Annotated in this window: 10 protein-coding genes; 9 read left to right on the top strand and 1 reads right to left on the bottom strand. The window is 47.8% G+C overall.

The genetic code is table 11. From position 1 onward, the window contains the following. Window positions 1–56 precede the first annotated feature (56 nt). The 7 genes from dnaK (at window position 57) to greA (ending at window position 10102) form a co-directional block, all read left to right on the top strand. Window positions 57–1991 (top strand): molecular chaperone DnaK, encoded by a 1935-nt coding sequence (dnaK, locus tag A1359_RS04895; RefSeq protein ID WP_066978824.1) that lies wholly within the window; start codon window positions 57–59, stop codon window positions 1989–1991. A gap of 561 nt (window positions 1992–2552) precedes the next feature. Continuing rightward, window positions 2553–3083: an REP-associated tyrosine transposase gene (locus tag A1359_RS04905; protein ID WP_066978830.1), complete on the top strand. Its 531-nt coding sequence runs from the start codon at window positions 2553–2555 to the stop codon at window positions 3081–3083. A gap of 81 nt (window positions 3084–3164) precedes the next feature. Beyond that, on the top strand, window positions 3165–4307 hold the full coding sequence (dnaJ, locus tag A1359_RS04910) for a molecular chaperone DnaJ (RefSeq protein WP_066978834.1): 1143 nt from the start codon (window positions 3165–3167) through the stop codon (window positions 4305–4307). 3 nt (window positions 4308–4310) lie between these two features. After that, window positions 4311–5120: a 4-hydroxy-tetrahydrodipicolinate reductase gene (gene dapB / locus A1359_RS04915; RefSeq protein ID WP_198159276.1), complete on the top strand. Its 810-nt coding sequence runs from the start codon at window positions 4311–4313 to the stop codon at window positions 5118–5120. 104 nt (window positions 5121–5224) lie between these two features. Further along, on the top strand, window positions 5225–6358 hold the full coding sequence (gene carA, locus A1359_RS04920) for a glutamine-hydrolyzing carbamoyl-phosphate synthase small subunit (RefSeq protein WP_066978840.1): 1134 nt from the start codon (window positions 5225–5227) through the stop codon (window positions 6356–6358). Between the two features lie 15 nt (window positions 6359–6373). Continuing rightward, a complete protein-coding gene (gene carB / locus A1359_RS04925; RefSeq protein WP_066978843.1) occupies window positions 6374–9598 on the top strand; it encodes a carbamoyl-phosphate synthase large subunit in 3225 nt (1074 codons plus the stop codon). Between the two features lie 27 nt (window positions 9599–9625). Continuing rightward, complete coding sequence (greA, locus tag A1359_RS04930) at window positions 9626–10102, top strand: transcription elongation factor GreA (protein WP_066978847.1); 477 nt, start codon at window positions 9626–9628, stop codon at window positions 10100–10102. Window positions 10103–10143: 41 nt separating this feature from the next. Here the strand turns inward: greA and A1359_RS04935 are convergent, their stop codons facing one another. After that, window positions 10144–10410 (bottom strand): YhbY family RNA-binding protein, encoded by a 267-nt coding sequence (locus A1359_RS04935; protein WP_066978850.1) that lies wholly within the window; start codon window positions 10408–10410, stop codon window positions 10144–10146. Window positions 10411–10459: 49 nt separating this feature from the next. Between A1359_RS04935 and rlmE the strand changes: the two genes are divergently transcribed. Further along, window positions 10460–11077: a 23S rRNA (uridine(2552)-2'-O)-methyltransferase RlmE gene (gene rlmE / locus A1359_RS04940; protein ID WP_066978853.1), complete on the top strand. Its 618-nt coding sequence runs from the start codon at window positions 10460–10462 to the stop codon at window positions 11075–11077. A 121-nt stretch (window positions 11078–11198) separates the two neighbouring features. Further along, the gene (gene ftsH / locus A1359_RS04945) at window positions 11199–13121 is read left to right on the top strand and encodes an ATP-dependent zinc metalloprotease FtsH (RefSeq protein WP_066978856.1); all 1923 of its coding nucleotides are present in this window, start codon (window positions 11199–11201) and stop codon (window positions 13119–13121) included. Window positions 13122–13157: the final 36 nt, after the last annotated feature.

A 13157-nucleotide genomic window follows, 5' to 3' on the forward strand; every position in this document is an offset into this window, starting at 1 on the left:
AACCGCATATCGCTAACAACTTTTTAATTTACCTATTCAAGTCTGGAGAAAATTCAATGGCTAAAATGATCGGAATCGATTTGGGCACCACTAACTCATGTGTGGCTGTCCTGGAAAATGGCACTGCCCGCGTGATCGAAAATAGCGAAGGCGCACGTACCACTCCCTCTATTATCGCCTTTACTGGCGACAACGAAGTATTGGTTGGTCAATCGGCCAAACGCCAAGCGGTCACCAATCCTGAAAACACTTTGTTTGCCATCAAACGTCTGATCGGCCGTCGCTTTAAAGAAGATGCGGTGCAAAAAGATATCAAAATGGTGCCATACAAAATTATGGAAGCCAACAATGGCGATGCCTGGGTGGAATGCCACGGCAAAAAAATGGCGCCGCCTGAAGTATCATCTCGCGTATTGATGAAGATGAAAAAAGACGCCGAAGCCTTTTTGGGTGAAGAAGTCACCGAAGCTGTGATCACCGTACCGGCCTATTTCAACGATTCACAACGTCAAGCGACTAAAGACGCTGGTCGGATTGCCGGTCTGGACGTCAAACGCATCATCAATGAACCGACTGCTGCGGCATTGGCGTTCGGCATGGACAAACCTAAAGGTGATACCACCATCGCGGTTTACGACTTGGGTGGTGGTACGTTTGATATTTCCATCATCGAAATCGCTGAAATCGAAGGCGAGCACCAGTTCGAAGTATTGGCCACCAACGGCGATACTTTCCTGGGCGGCGAAGATTTTGACTTGCGCGTCATAGAATTTTTGGCCGGCGAGTTTAAAAAAGACAGCGGCATCGATCTGCACAACGATCCTCTGGCATTGCAGCGTTTGAAAGAAGCCGCGGAAAAAGCCAAAATCGAGCTATCGTCTTCCGAGCAAACCGACATTAATCTGCCGTACATCACAGCGGATGCGGCAGGTCCTAAGCATTTGAACGTTAAACTGACCCGCGCCAAACTGGAGTCGTTGGTTGACGAGTTGATCGAGCGCACCAAAGGCCCTTGCCTGCAAGCGATTAAAGATGCCGGCATTTCAACATCAAAAATTAACGATGTGATTTTGGTCGGTGGTCAATCGCGGATGCCGAAAGTACAGGCTTTTGTAAAAGAATTGTTCGGTAAAGAGCCGCGTAAAGACGTTAACCCTGACGAAGCAGTAGCGCTGGGCGCAGCGATTCAAGCCGGTGTTTTGGGTGGCGATGTTAAAGACGTATTATTGTTGGATGTGACGCCACTGTCTTTGGGTATCGAAACCCTGGGCGGCGTGATGACCAAGTTAATCGAGAAAAACACCACTATTCCGACTAACGCTTCGCAAGTGTTCTCGACTGCGGAAGACAACCAAACAGCGGTTACCGTACACGTATTGCAAGGCGAGCGCGAAGTGGCTTCCGGCAATAAATCCTTGGGCCGTTTCGATTTACAGGACATTCCACCTGCACCACGGGGTATTCCGCAAGTCGAAGTGTCTTTTGATATCGATGCCAACGGTATTTTGAACGTGTCTGCCAAAGACAAAGCTACCGGTAAAAAACAATCGATTATTATCAAAGCCTCCAGCGGTTTGTCCGACGACGAAGTTGAACGTATGGTCAGAGATGCTGAATTGCATGCTGATGAAGATCGCAAGTTGAAAGAGCTGGTTTCCGCGCGTAATTCAGCCGAAGGCATGATACACGCCACCGAAAAATCCATGAAAGACTTGGGTGATCAAGTCAGCGGCGAAGAAAAATCAGCCATTGAGTCTGCGATTAGTGACTTGCATGCTGTGTTGAAAGGCGACGATAAAGATGCCATCGAAGCCAAAACCAATGCGTTGACCGAACTGTCCGGCAAACTGGCTGAGCGGGTTTATGCTCAAAAAGGTGGTGCGGAAGCCGGTGCTGGTGAAGCGCATGCTGAAGGTGGTCAACAACAAGCCGATTCAGATCACGATGTGGTCGATGCCGAGTTTGAGGAAGTTAAGGACGATAATAAGTAATGCATAGGGCGGATTGCCGAAAGGTAATCCGCCTTTACTTTTTATTTATCGTCCCCAAGCTCTGCGTCAATGCCATTAAGTTAAGAAAAAGCTCCCTCTCCTGCTGGAGAGGGTTGGGGAGAGGAGATTTATAATAAGGCAAAAAAGCTTTATTTAATCCCCTCATCCTAACCTTCTCCCGGAGGGAGAAGGGATTGTTCTTCCTTAACTTAATGGCAGTGAAGCTCTGCGTGGTAACGCTATGGGCTGCAGTCCGTAGGATGGGTAGAGCGATAGCGAAACCCATCGATTTAAAGCGTTTCACCGCTATGTTAAAGCAGCATTCTGTAAACGGTGTGGTCGGAGTTGGTGTTTTGGAGAGTGAGTCGGGATCATAAATAGTTGGTACTGTCTTGATGGGTTTCGCTGTCGCTCTACCCATCCTACATTGCTGTTAATCGAGCGTAATTATATTGAAGCTGTCAATATCAACTCCACGGAATTGCTGGACGAGTTATCGTAGTGGTTAACAATTTGATGGTTGTCTGGCGGCGCTAATTAACCTGTAAAGGTATTGAAGCAATGACAGAATACCGTCGCTATCGAATCAAAGCTGGCTGTTATTTTTTTACCGTCAATTTGGCTGAGCGAAATCGAGCATTATTGGTTGAACATGTCGGCACTTTGCGGGAAGCCTTTCGGAATGTGAGGCAAAAGCATCCTTTTAGCATTGATGCCATGGTTGTGTTGCCGGAACATCTGCATTGCATATGGACTTTGCCGGAAGGTGACGATGATTTCAGTCTGCGTTGGCGACAAATTAAAGCCGAGTTTTCGCGCAATATTGAATCAGTTGAGTGGATTTCCAATAGTCGGGCGCTTAAGCAAGAACGGGGCATTTGGCAAAGGCGATTTTGGGAACATTGCGTCAGAGATGAAGACGACTTTATGAAGCATGTGGATTATATTCATTTCAACCCAGTCAAGCATGGTCTTGTAAAATGGGCGCAAGATTGGCCTTATTCGTCGTTTCATCGTTATGTTAAACGCGGCATTCTTCCTGTGAATTGGTCGGGTGCTAACGTTTTGGAAAGTGATTTGGATTTGGAATAATTGTTTGATGGGTTTCGCTGTCGCTCTACCCATCCTACGTTCTCGTAAATAAATATTAAAGAAATATCCCTTAAATTAAAAATGGCCGCAAAAGAAGATTTTTACAAACTGCTGGAAGTTGATCGCAACGCCAGTGAAGCCGAGATCAAGAAAAGTTATCGCAAGATGGCGATGAAATTTCATCCGGACAGAAATAGTGACAGTCCAGTGGAAGCTGAGAAGAAATTCAAGCTGATCAAGGAAGCTTATGAAGTGCTGTCGGACCCGAAAAAACGTTCGGCTTATGATCAATTTGGTCATGCCGGCGTCGATCAGTCCATGGGCGGTCGTGGTGGTTTTAGCGGCGGCGGTGCGGATTTTAGTGATATTTTTGGTGATGTGTTCGGTGATATTTTTGGCGGCGGTGGCCGGCAGCAGCGCAGCAACGTGCAGCGTGGCGCCGATTTACGCTACAACCTGGAGTTGACGCTGGAAGAGGCTGTAGGTGGCACCGAGGCGGTCGTTAAGGTGCCTGTGCTGGTGGCGTGCGGTGAATGTAGCGGCTCCGGCGCTAAAAAAGGTAGTAGCCCTGTCACCTGTAGCACCTGTCATGGCCACGGCCAGGTCAGGATGCAACAGGGATTCTTTTCCGTGCAACAAACTTGTCCGACCTGTCATGGCAGCGGCAAGCAGATCAAAGATCCCTGTCCTAAATGTTACGGTCAGGGGCGGATACAGGAAACCAAAACCCTCAATGTCAAAGTACCACCCGGAGTAGATACCGGTGACCGGATACGGTTGGCCGGGGAAGGCGAGGCCGGCGTGAATAGTGGGCCATCGGGAGATCTGTATGTACAAGTGCAGGTTAAGGATCATGCGATTTTTACCCGCGATGGCGCCAATTTATATTGTGAAATGCCCATCAGTTTTCCAACTGCCTGCTTAGGCGGTGAACTGGAAGTGCCGACTCTAAATGGTAAAGTTAAGCTGAAAGTCCCTGCGGAAACGCAAACCGGCAAACTATTCCGCTTACGAGGTAAAGGTGTTAAGCCGGTGCGTGGTGGTGCGGTAGGTGATTTGTTGTGCCGAGTGCAGATTGAAACACCTGTGCGCTTAACCAAAGAACAGCAAGCCTTGGTAGAGCAGTTGCAGGCATCACTCAGTGGTGGTGGCAAGCAGCATAGCCCGCAAGAGCACGGCTGGGTTGACGGTGTGAAAAGCTTTTTCGATAAATTGACAGGATAAATCATGATACGTATTGCGTTGGTCGGAGTGTCCGGCCGTATGGGCGTATGCTTGGTAAAGGCGGCGGCTTTGTCCGAACAGGCTGAGTTGACAGTGGCTATTTCCCGGCCTGAAAGCCTGGCAGTAGGTAAAGACGCTGGCGAATTGGCGGCAATATCCAGCTTGGGATTGTCTGTGGGGGATAATTTAGCGGCTGTTTTGGATCAATTTGATGTGTTAATCGATTTTACCCGGCCGGAAGCATCGATGGACTACATCGAAATTTGCCGACTAGCGGGTAAAAAAGTCGTGATAGGCACCACCGGTTATTCAGTGGCACAAAAAGCCATGATTGCCGAGGCAGCCAAGGATATCGCCATTGTGATGGCGCCGAATTTTAGTGTCGGTGTCAATTTGTCCTTAAAGTTATTGGAAATAACCGCCAAGGTGATGGGTGAATACACCGATATCGAAGTCATAGAGGCGCATCATAGGCACAAAGTCGATGCACCGTCCGGCACGGCACTGCGTATGGGTGAAGTGGTGGCTTCAGCCCTGGGTCGTGACTTAAAAGACTGCGCAATTTATGGTCGCGAAGGCGATACTGGTGTGCGTGATCGCAAAACCATTGGTTTTTCTACTATACGGGCCGGCGACATTGTAGGCGAGCATACTGTGATGTTTGCTGACGAGGGTGAGCGGGTGGAAATTACCCATAAAGCCACTAGCCGTATGACTTTCGCCAATGGTGCGGTAAGGGCTGCAATATGGCTGGAAGATAAGTCTGTTGGCCTGTTTGATATGCAGGATGTGTTAGATCTGAAAAATTGTTAATGACCAAATCGCCATAATTTCGTAAAATTGCATTAGTTTTTACTCTCTCGGAACGGGATTAGTCGTCAGGCTCATCCCGTTTTCTACATCTAAGGTGGCCAATCTTGAATAAACCTGCACTACTGGTATTGGAAGACGGAACTGAGTTTCACGGCATCTCTATAGGTGCCGATGGCTGTTCCGTTGGGGAAGTGGTTTTTAATACGGCAATGACCGGTTACCAGGAAATACTCAGCGACCCTTCCTACGCGCGCCAAATTGTTACTTTAACTTATCCGCACATCGGCAATGTCGGCACCAATGCCGAAGATGACGAGTCCATAGCTGTTTTTGCCAGTGGCTTGGTGGTGCGGGATTTGCCATTATTAGCTAGTAACTGGCGCCTTGAAAAAACCTTGCCGGAGTATCTGCGTGAGCATAAGGTGGTGGCGATTGCCGATATTGATACCCGCAAATTGACCCGTTTATTACGTGATAAAGGTGCGCAACGTGGTTGTATCATGGCTGGCGACAGTATTAATGTCGAAGCCGCCAAACAGGCCATTGAGGGCTTTCCCGGCTTGCAAGGTATGGATTTGGCCAAAGAAGTCACCACGTCTAAAGTATACGAATGGTCTGAAAACGTCTGGCGCTTGGGTGAAGGCCATACCGAAGCTTTAAAGCCAACAAAGCACGTCGTGGCCTATGATTTTGGCGTCAAACGTAATATTTTGCGCTTGTTAGTCAATCGCGGTTGCCGAGTAACCGTGGTGCCCGCCACTACGCCGGCGGATAAGGTGCTGGCGATGAATCCCGATGGGGTGTTTTTATCCAACGGCCCGGGCGATCCGGAGCCATGCGATTATGCTATCGAAGCCATTAAAATCATACTGGAGCACAAGATTCCGCTGTTTGGCATCTGTTTAGGTCATCAATTACTGGCGCTTGCCAGCGGCGCGAAAACCGAAAAAATGAAATTCGGCCATCACGGCGCTAATCATCCGGTACAGCATAAAGACAGTGGTCGAGTGATGATTAGTAGTCAGAATCATGGTTTTGCGGTTAGTGCGGATTCTTTGCCTGTTAATTTACGCGCTACTTATCATTCACTGTTCGACGGCAGTTTGCAGGGCATGGAGCGTACCGATTGTCCGGCATTCAGTTTTCAGGGGCATCCTGAAGCCAGTCCAGGTCCGCATGATGTCGAGGCCTTGTTTGATGATTTCATGGCGCTGATGAATCAGCCCCGTCCTGCTTAAGTGTTATAGAGTCCTATGCCAAAAAGAACCGACATAAAATCGATTTTATTACTGGGCGCCGGACCGATCGTTATCGGTCAGGCTTGCGAGTTCGATTATTCAGGTACTCAAGCCTGTAAAGCCTTGCGCGAAGAAGGCTACCGGGTGATTCTGGTCAACTCCAATCCCGCTACCATCATGACCGATCCGGATATGGCCGATGCGATTTACATCGAGCCTATCGATTGGCAAACGGTAGAAAAAATTATTGAAAAGGAACGTCCCGATGCCGTATTGCCGACCATGGGTGGTCAGACTGCGCTGAACTGTGCCTTGGCTTTGGACAAGCACGGCGTATTGGAAAAATACGGTGTGGAAATGATAGGCGCAACCAAGGAAGCCATCAACATGGCCGAGGATCGCGCCTTGTTTAATGAGGCGATGGGTCGAATCGGTCTGGCTGTCTCAAAAGCCAAAGTCGCGCACAGCATGGAAGAAGCTTTTGCTGCGCAAGAAGAAGTGGGTTATCCGACTGTTGTTAGGCCGTCGTTTACCATGGGTGGCAGCGGCGGCGGTATTGCCTACAACCGTGAAGAATTTATCGAGATTTGCGAGCGCGGCTTGTATTTGTCGCCAACTAGCGAATTATTAATCGAAGAATCGATTTTGGGCTGGAAAGAGTTCGAAATGGAAGTAGTGCGCGATTCAAAAGACAATTGCATCATTATCTGTTCGATTGAAAACTTTGATCCTATGGGCGTACATACCGGCGATTCCATCACTGTGGCGCCGGCACAAACCCTGACCGATAAAGAATACCAAATTCTGCGGAATGCCTCCTTGGCCGTGCTGCGGGAAATCGGGGTCGATACCGGTGGTTCCAACGTACAGTTTGCGGTAAACCCCGACGATGGTCGCTTAATCGTGATCGAAATGAATCCAAGGGTATCGCGCTCTTCGGCGCTTGCCTCCAAAGCCACCGGCTTTCCAATTGCTAAAGTGGCCGCCAAGTTGGCTGTTGGCTACACGCTGGATGAATTGCGTAACGAGATTACCGGCGGCAGCACTCCGGCATCGTTTGAGCCGAGCATCGATTATGTGGTGACCAAGGTGCCAAGGTTTGCCTTCGAAAAATTTCCGCAAGCCAATGACAGACTGACCACGCAGATGAAATCGGTGGGCGAAGTGATGGCAATCGGCCGTACTTTCCAGGAATCCTTGCAAAAAGCCTTACGTGGCTTGGAAGTGGGTGTGGACGGTCTGGATGAAATCATCGATTTAACCGCAGAAAATAGTGAAGATACTATTTTGCGAGAATTACGTTATCCGGGGCCTGAACGTTTGTGGTATCTGGCCGATGCATTTCGTAGTGGTTTAAGTTTTGACGAAATTCATCAGGCATCGAAAATCGACCCGTGGTTTTTGGCGCAGGTTGAAGATTTGATCGTGACCGAAAAAACCCTGTCAACCAAAACGCTGGCGACGCTGGAAGCCGGTGAATTATTGAGTCTGAAACGGAAAGGCTTTTCCGATGCGCGTTTGGCCAAGTTATTGGCGACTAAAGAATCGGAAGTACGCAATATTCGACATAAACAAGGTGTACGTCCGGTTTACAAGCGTATCGATTCCTGTGCGGCAGAATTTGCCTCTGATACGGCTTATTTGTATTCGACTTACGAGCAGGAGTGCGAAGCCAATCCCACCGATAGAGAAAAAATCATTATTCTCGGTGGCGGTCCAAACCGAATCGGTCAGGGGATAGAATTTGACTATTGCTGTGTGCATGCGGCGCTGGCGCTGCGTGAAGACGGCTATGAAACCATCATGGTCAACTGCAACCCGGAAACCGTATCCACCGACTTCGATACCTCTGACAGACTGTATTTTGAGTCGTTGACGCTGGAAGACGTGCTGGAAATTATCGATCTGGAAAAACCTAAAGGCGTTATCGTCCAGTACGGTGGTCAAACCCCGTTAAAATTGGCGCGCGCCCTGGAAGCTGCAGGTGCACCGATTATCGGCACCTCGCCGGATTCTATCGATTTAGCCGAAGATCGTGAACGTTTCCAAAAACTTTTGGAACGCTTGAGTCTATTGCAGCCACCGAATGCTACCGCGCGTTCGGTAGAGCAGGCTGTCAATTCCGCCAAAGAGCTGGGCTATCCGTTGGTCGTGCGTCCGTCTTATGTATTAGGTGGGCGGGCGATGGAAATTGTCTTCAACGAAGAAGGTCTACGCCGCTACATGAAAGAAGCGGTCAGCGTGTCTAACGATTCGCCGGTATTGCTGGATAGATTCCTGGATGATGCGGTAGAAATGGATGTCGATGCGATTTACGACGGCGAAACAGTGCTGATCGGCGGCTTGATGGAGCATATCGAGCAGGCGGGTGTACATTCCGGCGACTCGGCGTGTTCAATTCCACCTTATGATTTGCCTGTGCATCTGCAAGATCAATTACGCGCTCAGGTGGCTAAAATGGCCGAAGCTTTGGGCGTCTGCGGTTTGATGAATACCCAGTTTGCCATTCAGGGTGAGACCATTTACGTGCTTGAAGTCAATCCAAGGGCTTCGCGTACCGCACCGTTTGTGTCTAAAGCCACCGGCTATCCGCTGGCGAAAATCGCTGCGCGTTGCATGGTGGGCAAAACCCTGAAACAGCAAGGCATCACCGAAGAGCGTATCCCTGAGTATTTTTCTGTTAAGGAAGCTGTATTCCCGTTCATCAAATTCCCTGGCGTCGATTCCTTATTGGGGCCGGAAATGAAGTCAACCGGTGAAGTAATGGGGGTCGGTAAAACCTTTGGCGAAGCTTTCGCTAAGTCGCAAAGAGCGGCTGGTGTCGACTTGAGTCAAAGCGGCAAAGTGTTGATTAGTATTCGCGATGCCGATAAACCTAAATTACCCGATTTGGCTAAGATGTTGATCGACAAAAACTATGAAATTGTCGCAACCCGTGGTACGGCCAAGGTCTTGAAAGCCGCCGGCATAGCATGCGAAGAAATTTTCAAGGTTAACGAAGGTCGACCCAATACGGTGGATATGATCAAAAATGGCGAAATCCAATTGATCGTTAATACCACTGAAGGCGCGAAAGCGGTGGCCGATTCGTTTACCATGCGTCGCGAAGCCTTGCAGCGTAAGGTGACTTACTACACCACTATGGCCGGTGCCAGAGCGGCTTGTTTTGCTTTAGGTGAGTTGTCGGCCGGTGATGTTAATTGTTTGCAGGATTTGCATAAAACTTTTATTAAAGGATGATGTTTGAAATGTTTTTAGGAGTTATTCATGAATAAAGTGCCGCTGACGGTGACGGGTGCCAATAAACTACGTACCGAGCTGGATGAATTAAAAACTGTCGTCAGACCGCGTATCATTCAGGCGATATCTGACGCCCGCGAACACGGCGATTTGAAAGAAAATGCCGAATATCACGCCGCGCGTGAGCAGCAAAGTTTTGCAGAAGGCAGAATTGCTGAGATCGAAAGTAAGTTATCCAATGCAAACATCATTGATGTGACTAAAACCGATGCTAATGGCAAAGTGATATTTGGGGCAACAGTGGAAATCGAGGATATTGAATCCGGTAAAGTTGTCACCTATCAAATTGTTGGTGAGGATGAAGCGGATATCAAGCAGGGTCGAATTTCCGTGGGCTCACCGATTGCGCGTGCTCTAATTGGCAAAGAAGCCGAAGATGTGGTGATTGTGAAAGCACCGGGCGGTAATATTGAATACGAAATATTATCGGTTGAATATATCTAACCGATAAGGAATGAAGTAAGGGAGGTTTTACCTCCCCGGCTTTACTTTTTAGGGTTCTTTCTAAAAAATACCGCTACTTGACCAATCGACTGTATCAGTTCTGCAGTCGTTTCTGCGCAGATTTGAGTCCTGATTATGTTTCTGTCGTCTCTTTCGGCTCGAATTTTGACTTTGATTAATTCGTGAGTATCCAGCGCTAAATTGATTTCCTTCATGACTGCCGGGGTTAAGCCGGAATGACCAATCATCACCACCGGTTTAAGCAGGTGGGCTTGGGCTTTCAGCTTTTTCTTTTCAATGAGATTCACTCTGTTTCCTTTAACTTAAAATAGTAGCAATTTTACACCAATAGAATTTATGGCACGCACTAAAAGTAGTCAGCAGTGGATGCAGGAACATTTTCAGGACGAATATGTCAAGAAAGCACAGGCGCTTGGTTATCGTTCACGTGCAGTATTCAAGCTCATTGAGATTCAAGAGAAAGATAAAATCATTCGCCCTGGTATCAATGTGGTCGATTTGGGGGCGGCGCCGGGTGGGTGGTCGGAATATGTCAGGAAAATTGCCGGCAAAAACGATAAAGTGATCGCTTTGGACTTGTTAGAGATTGAGCCGATTGTCGGTGTCGATTTTATTCAGGGTGATTTTAGGGAAGAGGAAGTCTTGCAAAAACTTTATAAAGTACTTGATGATGAGCCGGTACACTTGTTATTGTCAGACATGGCCCCCAATATGAGTGGTAATAAAGAAGTTGATCAGCCCCGAGCGATCTATTTAGGCGAATTGGCCTTGGATGCGGCGCAGAGTATTTTAGTCAAAGGTGGTACGTTTTTGATTAAAATGTTCCAAGGTGCAGGCTTTGATGCCTACCATAATCAAGTTAAACAACAGTTTTCCAGTGTGGTTATTCGCAAGCCCAAAGCTTCACGGGCCAGAAGTAATGAAGTGTATATTTTGGCAAAAGGATTTAAATAGCTTGGTACACTCATAAGGCAGCAGGCTATGATGGTCGGTAGGGAGATGAGTATTCCTGATATAATTACTCCGTTTTTAAATATTTGGGCCGAATGTGGCCGGAGCGCGTAAATTGAGCGATATGATGAAAAATTTAGTGCTGTGGGTTGTTATCGCAGTGGTTTTGATGGCGGTTTTCAACAATTTTGGCTCTCGGTCGATTCGAGCTGATGCTACCTTGTCGTATTCACAGATGATTGATGCAGTGAAAGCTGGCCAAGTGCAGCAAGTCGCCATTGCAGACGATACCGTCATTGGCAGAATGCAATCGGGCGATAAGTTTAAAACTTACAAGCCTGATGATCCGCATTTGATCGATGATTTGTTAGCCAATGGGGTGGAGATTGTCGTTAAGCCACCTGAAGAGCCTTCCATGCTGATGCAGATTTTTGTATCTTTTGGACCTATCTTGTTACTGATTGCAGTTTGGGTGTTTTTTATGCGCCAAATGCAAGGCGGCGGTGTTGGTGGTCGCGGTGGAGCCATGGGTTTTGGTAAAAGCAAAGCCAGAATGCTGGATCAGGATCAGAACAAAGTCACTTTTGCTGATGTAGCAGGCTGTGACGAAGCGAAGGAAGAAGTGCAGGAAATGGTCGACTTCCTTAAAGATCCGGCTAAATACCAGAAATTAGGTGGCAAAGTACCGCGTGGTGCTTTAATGGTTGGCCCGCCGGGAACAGGTAAAACACTGCTGGCTCGAGCGATTGCTGGCGAAGCTAAAGTGCCATTCTTTACTATTTCAGGTTCCGATTTCGTAGAAATGTTTGTTGGTGTCGGCGCCTCTAGGGTGCGCGACATGTTTGAACAAGCCAAGAAACATGCGCCTTGTATTATCTTTATTGACGAAATTGACGCGGTCGGTCGTTCTCGTGGCGCAGGTTTGGGTGGCGGTAACGACGAGCGTGAGCAAACCTTGAACCAGTTGTTGGTTGAAATGGACGGGTTTGAAGGTCACGAAGGTATTATCGTGATTGCTGCAACCAACCGTTCCGATGTATTGGATAAAGCCTTATTGCGTCCGGGTCGTTTCGACAGACAAGTTGTGGTCGGTTTGCCGGATGTTAGAGGGCGTGAACAAATTTTGAATGTACATTTGAAAAAAGTGCCGCTTTCTGAAGATATCACCGTTAAATATATCGCCCAAGGCACGCCAGGTTTTTCCGGTGCAGATTTGGCCAATTTGGTTAACGAAGCAGCTTTGTTCGCAGCGCGTTTTAACAAACGTTTAGTCAGCATGGTCGATTTGGAAAAAGCCAAAGACAAATTAATCATGGGTGCGGAAAGACACTCCATGGTCATGGATGAAAAAGAAAAGAAAATGACCGCTTACCACGAAGCGGGACATGCCATCGTAGGCAAGTTGGTGCCGGAACATGACCCAGTCTATAAAGTGAGTATCATGCCCCGTGGCCGAGCATTGGGTGTGACTATGTTTTTGCCTGAGCGCGATCAATACAGTGCCAGTAAATGTAAGCTGGATAGTATGATTTCAAGTCTTTATGGTGGTCGGATTGCCGAAGAGCTGGTTTTTGGTTGGGAGCAAGTTTCAACCGGTGCTTCAAACGACATCGAGCGCGCTACCGAATTGGCTAGAAATATGGTAACCAAATGGGGTTTGTCGCAAAGATTGGGGCCATTAACGTATAGTGAAGAGGAAGGCGAGGTTTTTCTGGGGCGTTCAGTGACCCAGCATAAATCTGTCGCCGAAGAAACCTCACATACTATTGATGAAGAAATTCGCTCGATTATTGATAGAAATTATGAGCGTGCAGAAAATATTCTGAAAGAAAATATGGATATTTTGCATACCATGTCTGAAGCATTGATGAAGTATGAAACTATCGATAAATTTCAAATCGAAGATTTGATGAACAGAAAGCCGGTCAGAGAACCGAAAGGTTGGGATGACACGCCGCCTTCTTCCAATACCGATCTTGAAGTCGATCATTGGGGTAAAAAAGACGATAGTAATGCGACTGTTGATGGTGCTACCGAGCAAGGTTAAGCCTGCAGGCAATTAAAACTAAGAGAGGCTTCGGTC

It is taken from the genome of Methylomonas lenta, assembly GCF_001644015.1.
Taxonomy (GTDB): Bacteria; Pseudomonadota; Gammaproteobacteria; order Methylococcales; family Methylomonadaceae; genus Methylomonas; species Methylomonas lenta.